Raw genomic sequence first — 16,485 nt, 5'->3', positions numbered from 1 at the left:
TGCCCTGAATTCGTTGCCCTGTATTCGTTGCGTTGAATTCATTGCCCTGAATTCATTGCCCATTGGATGGAGCCAAACCCCATGCCCCCGCACTACCTGGAAGACCTGAGCCCCGGACAACGCTTTATCGGCACCGCCCGCGTGCGCGTCACCCGCGAGCGCATCAAGGCCTTTGCATCCGAATTCGACCCGCAACCCTTTCACGTGGACGAAGAGGCCGCCAGCGCCACGCTATTCAAAGGCCTGGCCGCCAGCGGCTGGCACACCGCCGCGCTGACGATGCAGTTGTTGGTCGCCAGCGAATTCAAACCCGCGGGCGGCATCATCGGCGCCGGCGTGGACGAAATCCGCTGGCCGCTTCCCGTGCGCCCGGACGACGAATTGCGGATTGAAAGCGAAGTGCTTGAAGTGCGGCCGTCCAAGACCCGGCCCCAGCAAGGCTTGGTGAAAGCGCGCACGACAACGTTGAATCAGAACGATGAAGTGGTGCAGATCTTCGTCAGCAATCTGGTGGTGCAGCGTCGCGGGGGCTGACCGCCAGCGCAAAGTCAGGCGAAACGCAAGCCGCCTTCCTTCATGCCCCCGACGCCATCGCGGGGTGTGACAAACACTAGTCGTTACAAACGCGCCGCTTTCGGCGCGATGCTTGTGCGTGGACAACGTTCTCCCTAAAGTTCGGTCGTTTACTTGTTAATTAATAGTTCATGTAAACCCTCGGTTTACATACGACAAGAACCCGTGCGCAACGACGCATCGGAGGAGACAACGTGAAAACATCCGCGCCACGCCGCGACGGGTTCCTGACCCTTTGCACGCTTACCGCCGTGCTGCTTACCGTCATCGCCATGGTTCTGTGGCCCGCCGAAGCGGCCGCCACCGCCACCGTGCTGTTTGACTGGACCACGCGCTCGTTCGGATCCCTTATCCAGATATTCGTCTTCGGCTGTGTCATCGCCTGCATCGGGCTGGCGTTCAGCAAGTACGGCAACGTGCGCTTGGGCGAAGGCAAGCCTGAATATTCCACGCTGTCGTGGATCTTCATGTTCATCTGCGCCGGCATGGGGTCGTCAACGCTGTACTGGGGCGTGATGGAATGGGCCTATTACTACCAGTCGCCGGGCCTTAACGTGCCCGCCGGCTCGCGCGAGGCGCTGGAATACAGCATCAGCTATTCCTTCTTCCACTGGGGCCTGAGCGCCTGGGCGGTGTACGCCCTGCCCTCGCTTGCCATGGCCTATCACTTTCATGTGCGCAAGAACACGGGCTTGAACCTGGCGTCCATCATCCAGGCCATCACGGGGTTTCGGGCCACGGGTCCGGTCGGCCGCGCGGTGGATCTGATCTTCCTGCTGACCATGTTCGGCGCGCTGACGGTGTCCATCGCCCTGACGGCATCCACCTTTACGCGCGGGCTGTCCAGCCTGCTGGGCACGCCCGACACCTTCAGCATGCAAGTGATCGTGATCGTCGGCGTGTCGGCGCTGTTCTCGGCCAGCGCCTATATCGGCATCGCCAGCGGCATGAAGCGCTTGAGCCATCTGGTCTGTTGGGGCGCATTGCTGCTGGCCGCCGTGGTGCTTGTTGTGGGGCCAACCCAGTTTTCCGGCAACAACATCGTCAACGGCCTGGGCCTGATGCTGCAGAACTACGTGCGCATGAGCCTCTTCACCGACCCGGCCGGCGACGGCGCCTTCAACCGAGGCTGGACGGTGTTCTATTGGCTGTGGTGGGTGTCGTATTCACCGGGCGTGGCGATGTTTGTGGCCCGCGTGTCCAAGGGCCGCAAGATCAAGGAAGTGATCTACGCGCTCTTGCTGGGCGGCAGCGCCGGATGCTGGTTCTTCTTCGGGGCGCTGGAAAGCTACTCCATGCACCAGTTCCTGTCGGGCGCCATCGACGTGCCGCGCATCCTGAAAGAACACGGTGGCGAAACGGCGGTGGAAATGTTGTTGAGCTCGCTGCCGGCCGGCTGGCTGTTCCTGGCCCTGTACCTGGCAATCATGATCGTCTTCCTGGCGGCCCACGTGGATGCCGTCGCCTACGCCGTGGCGGCCACCACCACCCGCAACTTGTCCGAAGGCGAAGACCCCACCCCCACCAGCCGCGTCTTCTGGTGCATAGCGCTGACGCTGGTGCCGCTTGCGATGTTGTTCACCAAGGCGTCGCTGGAAACGATGAAGACAGCCGTGGTGCTGACCGCCATCCCGTTCCTGTTCATCCTCGCCATCAAGCTGTTTGGCCTGTTCCGCTGGCTGATACAGGACTACGGCGACACCCCCGCCCACCTGATCGAAACGCCCGCCCAAGCGGCTTTTTTTCCCTGGAGATCATCATGAACCCCACCACCCCACTGCCCGCCAACTTCTGCGCCGACGAAGAAAACGCCTGGACCTTGCCCGCCTCGTACTACACGAAGGACGCCGTGTTCGACTACGAAAGGGAAAAGGTCTTCGCCAACGCCTGGATCTGCGTGGCCCACCGCAGTGAACTGGCCGCGCCCAACGACTACGTCACGCGCGAGATCATCGGCGAAAGCATCATCGTGCTGCGCGACCGCGACGGCATCCTGCGGGCGTTCTACAACGTCTGCCCGCACCGGGGCCATCAACTGATGCAAGGCAGCGGCCGCGCCAAGAATGTCATCACCTGTCCGTATCACGCCTGGACCTTCAAGCTGGATGGCGAGCTGGCCCTGGCCCGCAACTGCGACAACGTGCCCAACTTCGACCGCGACAAGGCCAGCCTGGTGCCCGTCCGGGTCGAAGAAGCCGCCGGCTTCGTCTTTATCAACATGAACCCCAACGCAGGCTCCGTTGAAGATCAACTCCCCGGCCTTGCTGCCCGCCTGCGCGTCGCCTGCCCGGTAGTGGACGACCTGCACCTGGCCGCGCGCTTTGTCACGGAAACGCCCGCCAACTGGAAGTCCATCGTCGACAACTACCTGGAGTGCTACCACTGCGGCCCCGTGCACCCCAGCTTCGCGGACTCTGTCCAGGTAGACAAATACCAGCACACGATGCACGGCAACTGGACGCTCCAATTCGGCCTGGCCAAGTCGTCGGAAAAATCCTTCAAGGTGGATGCCTCGGTAAAGGACCCCAGTTTTGCCGGATTCTGGGCGTGGCCATGCACCATGTTCAACGTGCCGCCGGGCGCCGACTTCATGACCGTAATCTATGAATTCCCCGCCAGCGCGGGCGTCACGTTGCAGCACTACGAGATTTACTTTCTGAACAAGGAACTCACCGACGAGCAGCAGACGCTGGTTGAGTGGTACCGCGACGTGTTCCGCCCCGAAGACCTGCGCCTGGTGGAAAGCGTGCAGAAGGGGCTGAAGTCCAGGGGCTATCGCGGCCAAGGCCGCATCATGGTTGATCGCCAGCGCAGCGGCATCAGCGAACACGGCATCGTACATTTTCACCGCAAGCTGGCGACCGAATACAAGGGCACCTTGTCTGCCGACACCCCCGCGTCGGCGCTCCACCGCGCCCCCGCCTGAACATGGCCACCCATCCGACCCTGCTCGTACGGGTTACGCGCATCGAGCCCGTGACTCCGCTGATCAAGCGCTACACCCTGGAAGCCCTGGACGGCGGCGCGTTGCCACCCTTCTCGGGGGGCAGTCACATCATCGTGCAACTGCGCGACGGTAGCCGTCAGTACAACAATGCCTACTCGCTGATGAGCTCGCCCCACGCGCTGGGTAGCTACCAGATTGGCGTGCGTCGCGAAACGCCGTCCAAGGGTGGGTCTGCCTTCCTGCATGACAAGGTGGCCGAAGGCGACACACTCAGCATCACCTACCCGAACAACTTGTTCGCCCTGGACAAGACCGCCCGTCACCACGTTCTGATCGCGGGCGGCATCGGCATCACCCCATTCATCTCGCAGTTGCATGACCTGCACCAGCGTGGCGCTTCGTATGAACTGCACTACGCCTTCCGCGCTGACGAACACGGCGCCTTTCGGGATGAGCTGGCCCGGCTTTGTGGGGATCACGTCCACTTCCATGTCGACAGCAAGGGCCAGCGGCTGGACCTGACGGGCCTGCTGGGCGGCATGGAACCCGGCGCGCACGCCTACGTCTGCGGTCCCGGTCCACTGATCGATGCCGTGCGCGGTGCCGCGCAAGCCGTCGGTGTTGAGTCGGCGCGCGTGCACGTCGAACAGTTCACCGCGCCCAAGCCAATGGGCGGCGCTTTCACCGTGGTGCTGGCGAAGTCCGGCAAGACAGTGGAGGTGGCCGCCGGCGAGTCCATCCTGAACGCCATCGAACGCGACAGCACCGTGCCGGTGGAATGCCTGTGCCGCGAAGGCGTATGTGGCACCTGCGAGACCCGCATTCTGGAAGGCGAAGCCGAACACGCCGACCAATATCTCAGCAACGCGGAAAAGGCCGCGCAGAAGACGATGTTGATCTGCGTGTCCAGCGCCAAGGGAAGCAGGATTGTGCTTGATTTGTAAGGGGAGGAGTAAGGGGAGGCGCGCCGACTGCCAAGGCGCGACTGTGCGCTGAATTCAGAGCTACGGAGATGCGCGAAAATGGCCGATAAATACCGCATCCAGTTGCCCACCTCACCCCTGTCGACACCATGACCGATACCCTTCAAGACCTTAGCCAGCAACAACGCGAATTTGCCCAGGCCCGCAATTGGGAGCAGTTCCACTCGCCCAAGAACCTGGCGTCCGCGCTGATCGTGGAAGCGGGCGAACTGCTCGAACACTTCCAGTGGCTGACGGAAGAACAAAGCCGCGCGCTTTCCCCAGAGAAACTCGAAGCGGTGGGCAGCGAGATCGCGGATGTGCTCCTTTACCTCATCCAACTCAGCAACGTGCTCGGTATCGACCCCGTGAAAGCCGCGCAGGCGAAGATTCCGCTGAACGCACAGAAGTACCCCGCCGACCGCGCCCGGGGTAGCAGCAAGAAATACGATGAGCTTTGAGTGGTTGGCCAGGCCGGCATCGTTCATGCCATCCTGATCTGCGATGTTTAATCGCGGGTCATTCGACGATGGGTGACGGGTCCCGATCCTCGAACGCGGACTGCACGGCCTCGATAACGCGCAAGGCGCGTATCTTGTCGTCGAGTATCGGATACTCCTTCACGAGTTTTCCCGAGATGCGCCACCCGTATTCCTTGACCGACCGGATTATGCGCACAGCGTCCGCGTCCGGCATTTCCAGTACGTCCTTGATGCGCTGCTGTGCAAGCTCGAACCGCACCAGCACACGCGCCTCGTCCGCCATTTCGTGGTGGATGGTGTGAGCCACAAGCTGAGCGGTGTAGATCGCGTGCTCGGTAAGGTCCGGGTAGCGCCAAGCCGATTTGGCGTCGTCGTAAGCATCGAACACAAAGTTTGACCTGACGCCGTCTTCGTATTCGACCATCTTGCCGAAATGATAGGCAGAGTCGTACCGCCGCATGAATGGGCTCGAGAACACGTCCAGCACGCGGTCATAACCATGGCCGAACTCGCGCACGCTGGTGATGGTCGCCGAAACAGGCAGGATCACCCCCGCCGGAATGGCCTCATCGCGCAAGAGTGTGTCGTTGATCAGGAAGCGGTGAATACGGCCGTTCCCGTCGCTCATCGGGTGGAGGTAGACGAACCCAAATGCGATGGCCGCCGCGCGCGCCAGCGACTCGCGTCCGCGGGTCATCTGCTCGAAGGCTTGCAGCCCTGTCAGCATCTCATCCAGCACCGAGAAATGCGGGCCGATATAGTGGACGATGTCCTCGCGCATGGTGGCCTGGCCGACGAAGACCGGCGATTGGCGCACACCCAGCCGCAATGCCGCAGCGCCGAGAATGTCCTTTTGCAGCACGATCAAGCTGTCGATACCTAGTGGCTCGTCCAGCTTGCCGCAGTGTTCGCCCATGACGTGGGCAAACCGCTTCACCCGATCTGTTTGGTCGGCCTCGTGCTCAATCTGGAAACTCGCCCGCGATTCCTTGAGCTTGAGCCAGACGACAGCGCGTCTCAGCACGTCTTCGCCAAACTGCCTATCCAATTCCGTGAGCGCCTCAAGCGGGTTGAACTGCAACGCTTGAGTCAGGACCTGAGAGCGACGAATGATGGGGCAAAAAACTGGCGTACCCGGCAGGTTGTTGTTGATCCGCCAACGACGATCGCGAGCGGCTTTGGTGCGCGTGACGTAGGCATCATCGGAGATGGCATCAACGTAGGCTCCGCCGGCCAGATCCGGGACATCAAGTTGCTGACCGGTGAGCCATTCGTAGAAAAAGCCAGCCCGGCGCGCATACTGTCCGAACGGCTCGGCTCGGCACCATTCCTCTAGCGGCTGGGGTCCGCTGGCCGTGAAGAGCCGGGCGAAGAATTCGAGATGGATCTCCTCGTACTTCAGCCCGAACTCAAAGTGCCCGGCAAAGGTGTCGGCAGGCCGGTATACAGCGGGATATTGGTTTTCGATTCCCTGGGGCGACTCTCGCGTCGCACGGACAGTACCAACGAGCGAGGTCACACGCAGCGGCTGCGCCGACGTAATGCCAAACCTGGCCTCCAGGGCTTTCAAACCGATCCGCATGTGATGAAAATCCGTCACGGGCCACAAAAAACGTTTATTTTTAGTGGAAAACCCAAAAAAATGATAACGGAATACTGTCACACATCGCCGGAGAATGCACCAAGAACAGCGTGCATCGCTATCAAGACCCTACGCCTCCCTCCTATCAGCGCATCCCTCCCGACCCCAGAATCACCTCGCCTGTCACCCACCCCGCCTCATCGGACGCCAGGAACGCGACGATCGACGCAATATCCTCAACCTTTCCGACGCGGCCCAGCGGCGTCTGGCCTACGTTCCACGCCTCGAAGTCCGAACCCATCACCCCGGCGGTATGAGTACCTTCGGTTTCTATCAGGCCGGGGTTGACCGCGTTGACGCGGATGCCTCGGGGCCCGAGTTCGCGCGCGAGCACGCCGGTAATGGCGTCAATGGCTCCCTTGGTGCCGGTGTAGATGGCGCTCTCGGCGGGCTGCACGCTCGTCACGTTGGAACTGATGTTGATGATGCTGCCGCCCTGGCCCAGATGCCGCGCGGCGGCGCCGGCAACCAGCAGCGTACCCAGCACGTTGATATCGAACTGCTGTCGGTACAGGGCTTCGGTGGTGTCTTCGATCTTGGCGAACTGGTAGATGCCCGCGTTGTTCACCACGATGTCCAGCCGCCCGAAGTGCTCGATGGCCGACCCGACCAGCGCCTCGACGTCCGCCTGCTTGGTGACATCCGCAGCCACCGCCACCGCCGTCCCGCCAGCGGCTTCGATGTCGGCCACCACCTTGTCGGCACCGCTTCGGCTTGAAGCGTAATTGACGATGACCTTCGCGCCATCCGCCGCGAGCCGACGCGCGATGCCCGCGCCAATGCCCTTCGATGCGCCCGTTATCAAGGCGACTTTGTCTTTCAACTTGCTCATGACTTGCGATTCCAGAATCGGCTGGGCCGGGATGGTCCAGCTCGGCGAAGCCGTCATGGTGATCGGAATAGAATTGTTTGCGAACTGCCATTTCTGTATATTTGCCGTTCAGTTTTGAACGGAAATCACAGCATGGAATGGAGCGACGTCCGGATCTTTCTGGCGGTGGCCCGCGGCCAATCCTTTGGCGAAGCCGCGCGGCGCTTGGGCGTGAGCCATCCCACCGTGGGCCGCCGGATCAAGGCGCTTGAAGACGAAGCCGAACAAGCACTGTTTCGCAGAACGAGAGACGGACTGGTGCTGACGGACGCGGGGGACGCCGTGATGGCGTTGGCGGAATCCATGGAGAATTCCGCGCTGTCTATGGAAAGACGGCTGGCGGGCAACCACCAGCGGCTTGAGGGAATCTTGCGAATATCGTCGGCCGAGTGGTTTGCGGGCTATGTGCTGGCGCCTGTCCTGGCCGAGCTGACCCGCCGCCATCCGGCCGTCGTGCCCGAGGTGATTGCCAGCTACCGGCTGCTCGATCTGTCACGCCGCGAAGCCGACGTGGCTTTTCGCATCGTGCCCTTTACCGAACCAGACATTGTTCAACGCCGCCTGATGACGGTTTCCTACGGCCTTTATGGTTCGGCGGACACCGCAACCACCATGCAGCACGATCCGTCTTCAGTGGGACTGATTCTGATGAATACGGCACAGTCCCACTTTCCGGATGTCGCGTGGCTGCTGGATAGGTTTCCGCAGTCACCCCGCGTTTTCACCAGCACAAGCCGGGCCGTTCAAGCGCAAATGTGCGCACGCGGCATGGGTATCGCCGTGCTGCCCAGACCGCTTGGCGATGCCGTGCCGGGATTGCAGCGCATCGAAGTGCCGGACCAGCCGCCAAGCAGGGATATATGGGTGGGCTACCACCACGACCTGCGGCACATGGATCGTCTGCGAGCGATGTTGGATATCGCGGATGCGCTGCTGTCGGATGCCGCGACTGAAGCACAACGCGCGCAGCCTTAACAGAACGCTATTTTTCGGACCCAGACGTTCGACCGCGACCTGACCTCTGACAAAGAGCCGCACTTCCATCGCGGCAACTTCTGCAGCGTGATCCGTTGCTCACACTGGCACGGTTGAGCGAATTTACGTCGTTCTTCCGTTTGATCAACGGGCCGGGCTGGCGTCGTCAAGCAAGGCCAGCGCGGGCCGAACCAAACCGCGCAACAACTCCGGTTCCGGTCGCGAACGCGCCAGCACGCGCAGGCCCATCAGCAAGCCGAGCAGCATGCGCGCAAGATCCTCTGCCGACTGCGTGGCGTTGATGGTGCCGGCCGCTTGACCCGCCTGCACGCAGCGCAGGAAGAAGGCTTCCATATCCCGCAGCACAAGCGCTAGCGCCTGCTGGAACTCGGCATCGTGCGGAGACAGCTCCAGCGCCGAATTCACGATCATGCAACCCTTGCGCTGTTCGTCCGCCAGCGATAGCTCGATGATCTCGTCAAAGAACGCGCCGATAGCCTCGCGAGGCGTCAATTGCGACTCAAAGCGCCTGACCCGTTCGCAAAAGCCACGCTCGACGTAATGCGCAAGCGCCCGCTGGTACAGAGTGCGCTTGTCGCCAAACGTGTTGTACAGGCTGGGGCCTACGATCCCCATCGCAGCGGTCAGGTCGCGAACCGACGTCGCCTCAAAGCCGCGCGACCAGAAGCATTCGATGGCGGCATCAAGCGCCGCCGCTTCGTCAAACTCTCTTGGGCGCGCCATGGGGTCTCCTTAGCGGCTGCTTCGCACAGCGAACAGGGAAAGGCGACGCCATCATAGTGCGCTGTGGTCCTTGACCGCGTCTTCCAGCGCGGGCTTGAGCGTCAGAAACCGTGCATCAACGGCGGCGGGATCCTGCCGGTTCAGTGCGATCATCTGCGCGCGTGTCTCGCCGCCTCGGATGACCTCGAAAGCGTCCGTCTCGATTCCCTGGACGATGGCCTCGGCCACCGCGGAAGCAGGCTCCCGCGAAAACCCCAGTTCCGGGCCGGCGCGGTTGGATTGCATCATGGGCGTGTCGGTCCCGCCCGGATAGGCCGTCAACACATGGATGCCTTCGCCTTTAAGCTCGCGCCGAAGGGACTCGCCGAAATGCGCCAAGCCCGCTTTCACCGCTGCGTAGGTCGTGTAGAACGGCGCGCCCACCAGCGCAATGCCAGAGGTCACGTTCACCACAATGGCATCACCGCTGGCCCGCAAGGCCGGGATCGCGGCGCGGGTCAGCAAGATCGGCGCAAGCAGGTCCACGGTCACCATCTGCTCGATGTCGGCCTCTGCCGTATTTTCCAAACGGCCAGCGCGCACGCCGCCCGCGTTGTTGATCAGGATGTCGAGCCCGCCCAAGGCCGCAACGGCCTTGTCGAGCGTGGCGATGCGTCCTTCGGTTGTTCCTACGTCGGCGCAAACCCCCGTGGCTGAATCCAGACCGCGCAGCGCATCATCCAGCACGCTTTGCCGCCGCCCCGTAATGACCACCCTGGCGCCGCGCGCCGTCAACGCATGGGCCAGCGCAAGGCCGATGCCGCTTGATCCGCCTGTGATCAGAACCCGTTTGTTCTTCAGATCCATCTCAGGCTCCTTGTGACGACGCGGGGGGAAAGTTCGACGGGAACAACGCCCGCTTGGTCTCGTCGTCGTTGACCGTTTTCCACTGGTGGCTTTTGCTAAGCGCCCGGGCGCGCGCAACGGCTGGGCGCGCATCCACACTGGCGAACCAGCGCTTCAGTTCCGGGAACGGCGCCAGCGGGTCTTCGGCGCCCTTAAAGACGCGGGAGGCCCGATCAAGCCAGCCCCAAGCCGAAATATCCGCGATGGTGAAGCTGTTGCCGACGATGAACTCGCGCCCCTTCATGTGCTCGTCCAGCACCTGGTAGTGCCGCTCGGCCTCGCGGCGGTAACGGTTGACGGCATAGTCCAGGCCATCCGGCGCGGCGAACTGAAAGTGCACCGCCTGGCCAGAGAACGGGCCCAGGCCCGATGCAATGAACAACAGCCATGACAGCAACTCCGGCCGATCCTCCGGCGTGCCTGTCAGTTTGCCGGTCTTGTCGGCCAGATAGATCAGGATGGCCGTCGAGTCGAACACGCGCGCTTCCTTGCCGCCAGGGCCGTCGGTATCAACGATGGCCGGCACCTTGCCGTTCGGATTGATGGCCCGAAAGTCTGGCGTGTGCTGCTGGCCTTTGCTGGTGTCCACCGGCACGGCTTCGTACTCCAGCCCGGTCTCTTCCAGGAAAAGCGCGATCTTTGCGGGGTTGGGCGTCGGATGAAAGTAAAAACGGATCATGGCGGGTTCCTCGCTACGGTGGTGGTCGATGGGACTGCGGCTTTGCGCTTGGGACGGGCGGCCAGAAGCACGCCGCCGACCACGGCAAGAAGGGCAACGCCCTCTTCCCACGACGGCAGCTCACCCAGGACGGGAATGGCGGTCAGCGCGGCAACCGCCGGGATCAAGGCGATGATGGCCGTGGCGGCCGACGGCCCCAGCAGCGCAACGGATCTGTTGAAGGACACGATGGCCACGCCGCTCATCAAGACGCCCTGATAGAACGCCTGCAAACCGATTTCGCCAGGCGACGCCAAGGCAAGGCGGCTGAGCCCGGCAAACAGGTAGACCGGCAGGAACAGCACGGCCGACCAGAAGCAAATCAACGCCGCGGCCTGCACCGGCGTCAACGCGCTGCGCCGAAACAGCAACGTATAAACGGCCCACATCGCGGCGGCAGTGATCAGCGCCAAGATGCCCACCGGGTTCGCAACACCGTGCGCAGAGGCTCCGCCCGCGATCATGCAGATCAGACCGATAACGATGGCCAGATAGCCGAGCGACCGCGCCCTGCCTGGTTTTTCTTTCAGGAAGACCCACGCAAACAGGCCAACGAAAACCGGCATCAATGTCGGCGCCACTGCCGCTGCCCGCCCGGCGGACGTTAGCTGTAAACCCAAAGCCACCGCCAGCACGAAGGGCATGCCCCACAGGCAGGCATACAGCAGTCCTTCACTCCATTGCTTGGCAGACATGCGCCTGGAACCCCGCCGCAATACGGGAAAGAGAATGAGGGCGCCAATACCGAATCGCAGCGCGGTGACATCCCACAAGCGCAGTTCGCGCGTCACGCTAAAGCGCGTCACCACAAACCAGCCGGCGAAGATCAGCACGCTAAGGGCGGCCCAGCAGAGACCTTGGAGGGTTTTGCGAGAGGATTGCTGGGGGTGAGACGTGGCAGCGGGTCCGATGGCGGCATCCTGGATGGGGTCGGCAAGTTGCGTCATGCGGTGGCCTCCCCCGGGGCAAGCTGGTTGACGAAGGCACTTGCGTTGCAGGTGCCGTGCAATGTCTGGGGAATTATATATCGGTCGCTATAAAACAAACCAGCGTTGATATTGGTGCCGTGCCGATGAACGGCTAACGCTGTGTTGCGAGGCAGTGGCCGTCACGCAGGTCAAGCAGATACAGCGATTGATCGCCACCGGCTTCAGTTTGGATAAAATCCGCAGCTTTCCGGATTGCATGTTGCTGATCGAAGGGGCGAAGGCATGTGCGGATATGACGGTCGCGAAGCGTAAGCGGCTGGCGATACTGAAGAAGCAGATAGCGGCGCTGGAAAAGCAGCGCCAGCGACTAAGGTCGATGTTGATTGAAGGCGGCAGGGAGGATTGAACCGCCGCGGATTGTGCGGAGGCCTGCACCTACCCAGTTCTTTCAGCTATTGCCTGGAACAATAAGCACGCCCAACCGCCCCGCAAGATCCAACAACGCGTCGTACGCCCCGACATCGTCCATCAAGCTGCGCGACTCACTATCCGGGCGCAGTGTTCCGTCGGCGATTCGATCCCCAAACAGAACCACCGCCCGAGCGGAGTCATCTTGTCGAGAAATCCAAGATAAGCCCTGCACCCGTGGATGCTTCGCGTGAAGCCTTGCCCCCCATTGGCGGGTGGCCGGGTACTGATCTTTTTCCGTATCGATAAGCTGCCTACGGGTCACGCCCAGTTTGCGCAACGGTACGCTAGCCAAATCGACGAGCTGCAGGTCCTGGGTGACTTCGACACATGAGTGAACCTGACCCTCCAGTTTGCGCTTATCCAGAGTTTTGAAACCTGGCGCGTGCGGAACATCGTGGAATACCGTCTCCATCATGGCGCAGTCCATGGTCGCACCACCGTAGAGCGTCGGAATCGGTGCGCCTTGGGCATCCCGAATAGGACTGAAGCGCGCGTTCCCCTGAGTGCCAGGGTTGAACTGGTCCGCCCGGTATTTCCCCTGGTGAACGCGGTGCAGGATAGTTCCAGCCTCTAGCGTTTTTATGGTCGCGTGAAGGACTTCAGGAGGTGTCGGCGTGGTGCTGTCGAGGTGACCTTCCACCGACATCAACACCGAATCGGCAGAACGGCTACGGCGGTTAGCCATGTGCGACCTCCTGCACCTCATCGCGAGCGGCATCGATCACCTGATCCGGCAAAGCAGCCAGCAAGTCCTGCGGCCGCTTACCTGACAGGAAGCTATTGGCGGACAGGAACCAATAGGCCATGCCCCAAGCATCCTTGTGCCCGTCAAATTCCTTAATGATCCTGGCCAGCGCTTTCAACGGACGGAAGCTGGCCTCCCGATCCAGACCATAGGCTGGGAAATAGTCAACGCCGTTGTGATGAATGGCAAATATCTGCCCCTGCTTCTTCCACTTGTTTGGCTGCGCGCTAGGGTTGACGGTGCTCAGGCCTGCCAACTGGGCCACTTCGGCTGCTGTGAGCCAGTCTCCACTTTCAAGAACAGCCATGCGAGCCCGAGCCAGCATCATCGCTTCCTTGAGAAGCTGGGGCGACGCGGGCTTGCGGGGCACCAGGGCATCAACCAAGCGCTCGACAAGCTCCCGATCCTGCCGCTTAAGGAAAAGCTCAAGCATCGATTCCGCGACGCTGGACATGTTCTGGGCAACAGTCGAAAGCGAGGCGTTATCGACATGTTCGAATGCAAGCACCACCACCTGATCGGCGTGGGATTTTCGGAGGTAGTCCTGTGCTTGCTTCGGGGTACCCACAAGGGTGGAGACCCCAGGATGGTCTTGTACGACGCCCATGGCTGAGCTCCGTCATAGTTATAAGAATTACGCCACCATAACATATCTTCTATAACTTAAATGGCGAGGAAAACCTTCAGTTGCTGGCTGCCATAGTCGTATGAGAGAAAATCCAGGACATCACTACTTGGCACGCCAAACCGCTTGGCAAGCGGTTTGCCTACCCCGGTGAAGTTCATTCATTGGCTTCTTGCGCCACGGCGGTCGGCGGGTCGGTGGCCGGATGGCGGGCCAGTTCGATGAAGGCCCGCACGTAGTCAATGGCGCTGTCCGCCTCGCGCGCGCCAAGAAAGATCTGCTTGGCGATGCCGCGTACGCCCAGCCGCACCGGCACCACATCCATCCGGGCCGCGTATTCCTCGACCAGCCAGCGCGGCAGAGCTGCCACACCGCGTCCGCTAGCCACCATCTGCACCATGATGTCGGTGGTTTCGATGGCTTTATGGCGCTTGGGCGTAACGCCGGCCGGCAGCAGGAACTGGTTGTAGATGTCCAGCCGCTCGATGTCCACGGGGTAGCTGATCAGCACTTCCTGCGTCAGCTGCTGCGGCTTCACGTACGCAGCCGTTGCCAGGCGGTGGCCCTTGGGCACGACCAGCACCTGCTCGTAGTCAAACACGGGCTCGAACTTCAGGCCCGGCTTGAACAGCGGGTCGGGCGTCACCAGCAGGTCGATCTCGTAGCCGAACAGCGCGCCGATCCCGCCGAACTGGAACTTCTGCTTGACGTCCACATCCACGTCAGGCCAGGCCGCCAGATACGGTGAAACCACCTTCAGCAACCACTGATAGCAAGGGTGGCATTCCATGCCGATGCGCAGCGCGCCGCGTTCGCCCTGCGCGAATTGGCCCAGGCGCTCTTCGGCCAGGTCCAGTTGCGGCAGCACGCGGTTCGCCACCGCCAACAGGTATTGGCCGGCCTGCGTCAAGCGCAGGCTTCGACCTTCGCGCAGCCAGACGTCGGTGCCCAGCTGCACCTCCAGCTTCTTCATGCTGTGGCTCAGGGCCGACTGGGTCAGGTTCAACACGCCCGCGGCGGCCGTCAACGACCCTTGCTTTTCGACCTGCTGGACGATGCTGAGGTGGATGCGCTCAAGCATTCAGATGATTCCTGCTCATGGATTAGTGAAATAAAACCATTTTACTTCATCGTTACCCTCCTCTAGCATGCGGTTCCAGCTTGATGCTGCAACTGCACAAACAGATGCGGCGCCGGGTAGATCCATTCATGTGAAGCAAAGATGACACGTCCACTCCGTCTAGTCGCAGTTTCCGGCGGACTGCAACGCCCCTCCAAGTCAGCGGCCCTGGCAGAACACCTGCTGGATCTGATCGCCGACGATATACCGTGCGAACAACACCTGGTTGAACTGGGTGAGCTGGCCCCGCAACTTGCCGGCGCCGTCTGGCGCTCGCAATTGCCCGACACGGTAGAGCGCGAACTTGGCGCGGTCGAACAAGCGGACATCCTGGTGGTGACAACCCCGGTCTATCGAGGCTCGTACACGGGGCTGTTCAAGCACTTCTTCGACTTCATTCATCAGGACGCCCTGATCGACAAGCCCGTCTTGTTGGCGGCCACCGGCGGCAGCGAACGCCATGCCCTGATCATCGATCACCAGTTGCGGCCGCTGTTCAGCTTCTTCCAGGCACGCACCTTGCCGCTGGGCGTCTACGCCACCGACAAGGATTTTGTCGACTACCGCGTGCAGGACATGGCCCTGATCGAACGGGCCCGACTGGCGGTACAGCGCGCATTGCCCTTGATCGAATTGATGCGCCATCCACGCACCGCCGCCGCACAAGAAGCGGTGGCAGCCTGACGCAAAGCCAATTCAAGCGCCGCCCGCAGCGGCGATAGCGTCCGCCGCCAAGCAGCAGCCGGACTCTGTAATTCTTTCGCCAAAATCAGCACACGCCAACACCATGAGCAACGCCTTCACATTCAACATCAAGAGCATTCCTTTTGATGAAAATTACCAGCCCTCCGACAACACGCGCATCACGACCAACTTCGCCAATCTGGCGCGGGGCACGAGTCGCCAGCAGAACCTTCGCAACACGCTGAAGATGATCGACCGGCGCTTCAATAGCCTGGCGCATTGGGACAACCCCAGGGGGGATCGCTACACGGTCGAACTCGACATCATCTCCGTTGAAATGAACATCGCCGCCAACGGCGGCAGTGATGCGTTTCCGCTGATTGAAATCTTGAAGACCAATATTGTTGACCGCCACAACAACGAACGCATCGAAGGGATCGTCGGGAACAACTTCTCTTCGTACGTGCGCGACTACGACTTCAGCGTGCTTTTGCAAGAGCACAACAAGAACAAATCCAGCTTTAGCTCGCCTGACGGTTTCGGCGATTTGCACGGCAAGCTGTTCAAGCACTTTGTCAGTTCCAGCGCTTACAAAGAGCATTTCAGCAAGCCGCCGGTCATCTGCATCAGCGCCTCAAGCAGCAAGACGTACCTGCGCACTGAAAATCAGCACCCCATCCTGGGCATTGAATATCAGCAGAACGAATTCTCGCCGACGGACCAGTACTTCGAAAAAATGGGCTTGCAGGTCCGTTACTTCATGCCCCCGGGCAGCGCCGCACCATTGGCCTTTTACTTTCAGGGCGACCTGCTGGGCCACTACACGAACCTTGAGCTGATCAGCATCATCAGCACGATGGAAACGTTCCAGAAAATCTACCGTCCCGAGATCTACAACGCCAATTCCGCCGCGGGGAAGGTCTATCAACCGAGCCTGAAGAATCAGGATTACTCGCTGACGCAGATTGTCTATGACCGCGATGAGCGCAGCCAACTCGCCGTGAAGCAGGGAAAGTTCACGGAAGAGCACTTCATCAAGCCCTACAAGCACGTGCTGGAAAGCTGGGCCGCCAACTACGCCCACTAATCATTCAAAAAACAGACGAGAACAA

General features: G+C 61.2%; 18 protein-coding genes and 1 pseudogene. 9 read left to right on the top strand and 10 right to left on the bottom strand.

Annotated elements, in window-relative coordinates:
- The first annotated feature begins 81 nt into the window (after positions 1–81).
- The 5 genes from M2361_RS05220 to M2361_RS05200 all read left to right on the top strand — a co-directional run bounded on the left by M2361_RS05220 (position 82) and on the right by M2361_RS05200 (position 4,943).
- Positions 82–534, top strand: coding sequence for a MaoC family dehydratase (locus M2361_RS05220; protein WP_259246676.1), 453 nt, complete (start codon positions 82–84; stop codon positions 532–534).
- Positions 535–767: 233 nt separating this feature from the next.
- Positions 768–2,336, top strand: a complete 1,569-nt coding sequence (locus M2361_RS05215; protein WP_259246675.1) for a BCCT family transporter — start codon at positions 768–770, stop codon at positions 2,334–2,336.
- Positions 2,333–3,499 carry an aromatic ring-hydroxylating dioxygenase subunit alpha gene (locus M2361_RS05210; protein ID WP_259246673.1) on the top strand — a complete coding sequence of 389 codons (1,167 nt, stop codon included), beginning with the start codon at positions 2,333–2,335 and terminating at the stop codon, positions 3,497–3,499. The genes M2361_RS05215 and M2361_RS05210 overlap by 4 nt, the downstream gene beginning before the upstream one ends.
- 2 nt (positions 3,500–3,501) lie before the next feature.
- A complete protein-coding gene (locus M2361_RS05205; protein WP_259246672.1) occupies positions 3,502–4,464 on the top strand; it encodes a PDR/VanB family oxidoreductase in 963 nt (320 codons plus the stop codon).
- Between the two features lie 128 nt (positions 4,465–4,592).
- On the top strand, positions 4,593–4,943 hold the full coding sequence (locus tag M2361_RS05200; RefSeq protein ID WP_259246670.1) for a nucleotide pyrophosphohydrolase: 351 nt from the start codon (positions 4,593–4,595) through the stop codon (positions 4,941–4,943).
- A 58-nt stretch (positions 4,944–5,001) separates the two neighbouring features.
- On the opposite strand, the gene M2361_RS05195 is transcribed toward M2361_RS05200, so the two are convergent.
- Both M2361_RS05195 and M2361_RS05190 read right to left on the bottom strand, forming a co-directional pair.
- The gene (locus M2361_RS05195) at positions 5,002–6,546 is read right to left on the bottom strand and encodes a Fic family protein (RefSeq protein ID WP_259246669.1); all 1,545 of its coding nucleotides are present in this window, start codon (positions 6,544–6,546) and stop codon (positions 5,002–5,004) included.
- Positions 6,547–6,691: 145 nt separating this feature from the next.
- Positions 6,692–7,438, bottom strand: coding sequence for an SDR family NAD(P)-dependent oxidoreductase (locus M2361_RS05190; RefSeq protein ID WP_259246665.1), 747 nt, complete (start codon positions 7,436–7,438; stop codon positions 6,692–6,694).
- A 132-nt stretch (positions 7,439–7,570) separates the two neighbouring features.
- On the opposite strand from M2361_RS05190, the gene M2361_RS05185 reads away from it, so the two are divergent.
- Positions 7,571–8,452, top strand: coding sequence for a LysR family transcriptional regulator (locus M2361_RS05185; RefSeq protein ID WP_259246664.1), 882 nt, complete (start codon positions 7,571–7,573; stop codon positions 8,450–8,452).
- Between the two features lie 144 nt (positions 8,453–8,596).
- On the opposite strand, the gene M2361_RS05180 is transcribed toward M2361_RS05185, so the two are convergent.
- Genes M2361_RS05180 through M2361_RS05165 form a run of 4 tightly spaced genes read right to left on the bottom strand, consistent with a single transcriptional unit; the run spans position 8,597 to position 11,746 of the window.
- On the bottom strand, positions 8,597–9,196 hold the full coding sequence (locus M2361_RS05180) for a TetR/AcrR family transcriptional regulator (protein ID WP_259246662.1): 600 nt from the start codon (positions 9,194–9,196) through the stop codon (positions 8,597–8,599).
- A 51-nt stretch (positions 9,197–9,247) separates the two neighbouring features.
- Complete coding sequence (locus tag M2361_RS05175; RefSeq protein ID WP_259246661.1) at positions 9,248–10,042, bottom strand: SDR family oxidoreductase; 795 nt, start codon at positions 10,040–10,042, stop codon at positions 9,248–9,250.
- Between the two features lies 1 nt (position 10,043).
- Positions 10,044–10,760, bottom strand: a complete 717-nt coding sequence (locus M2361_RS05170; RefSeq protein ID WP_259246658.1) for a glutathione S-transferase family protein — start codon at positions 10,758–10,760, stop codon at positions 10,044–10,046.
- On the bottom strand, positions 10,757–11,746 hold the full coding sequence (locus M2361_RS05165; protein WP_259246655.1) for a DMT family transporter: 990 nt from the start codon (positions 11,744–11,746) through the stop codon (positions 10,757–10,759). Before M2361_RS05165 ends, M2361_RS05170 begins: the two co-directional genes overlap by 4 nt.
- Positions 11,747–11,903: 157 nt before the next feature.
- Between M2361_RS05165 and M2361_RS05160 the strand changes: the two are divergent.
- Positions 11,904–12,134, top strand: a pseudogene (locus M2361_RS05160) (MerR family DNA-binding protein); the annotation flags it as partial.
- 42 nt (positions 12,135–12,176) lie between these two features.
- Here the strand turns inward: M2361_RS05160 and M2361_RS05155 are convergent.
- Genes M2361_RS05155 through M2361_RS05140 form a run of 4 tightly spaced genes read right to left on the bottom strand, consistent with a single transcriptional unit; the run spans position 12,177 to position 14,650 of the window.
- A complete protein-coding gene (locus tag M2361_RS05155) occupies positions 12,177–12,884 on the bottom strand; it encodes an RES family NAD+ phosphorylase (protein ID WP_259246653.1) in 708 nt (235 codons plus the stop codon).
- Positions 12,877–13,551, bottom strand: a complete 675-nt coding sequence (locus M2361_RS05150) for a hypothetical protein (protein WP_259246644.1) — start codon at positions 13,549–13,551, stop codon at positions 12,877–12,879. Before M2361_RS05150 ends, M2361_RS05155 begins: the two co-directional genes overlap by 8 nt.
- A gap of 56 nt (positions 13,552–13,607) precedes the next feature.
- Positions 13,608–13,730, bottom strand: a complete 123-nt coding sequence (locus tag M2361_RS05145) for a hypothetical protein (protein ID WP_259246642.1) — start codon at positions 13,728–13,730, stop codon at positions 13,608–13,610.
- On the bottom strand, positions 13,727–14,650 hold the full coding sequence (locus M2361_RS05140) for a LysR family transcriptional regulator (RefSeq protein WP_259246641.1): 924 nt from the start codon (positions 14,648–14,650) through the stop codon (positions 13,727–13,729). Before M2361_RS05140 ends, M2361_RS05145 begins: the two co-directional genes overlap by 4 nt.
- A gap of 141 nt (positions 14,651–14,791) precedes the next feature.
- Here M2361_RS05140 and msuE point away from each other — a divergent pair, with 141 nt between their 5' ends.
- Both msuE and M2361_RS05130 read left to right on the top strand, forming a co-directional pair.
- A complete protein-coding gene (gene msuE, locus M2361_RS05135) occupies positions 14,792–15,373 on the top strand; it encodes an FMN reductase (RefSeq protein ID WP_259246639.1) in 582 nt (193 codons plus the stop codon).
- Positions 15,374–15,476: 103 nt separating this feature from the next.
- Positions 15,477–16,460: a DUF1852 domain-containing protein gene (locus tag M2361_RS05130; protein WP_259246638.1), complete on the top strand. Its 984-nt coding sequence runs from the start codon at positions 15,477–15,479 to the stop codon at positions 16,458–16,460.
- Positions 16,461–16,485 lie beyond the last annotated feature (25 nt).

The sequence above is a fragment of the Achromobacter sp. JUb104 genome (genome assembly GCF_024806975.1).
Lineage (GTDB): Bacteria > Pseudomonadota > Gammaproteobacteria > Burkholderiales > Burkholderiaceae_B > Achromobacter > Achromobacter spanius.
The sequence above is the reverse complement of the archived record's forward strand: the minus strand, read 5'-3'. Positions and strand labels throughout refer to the sequence as shown.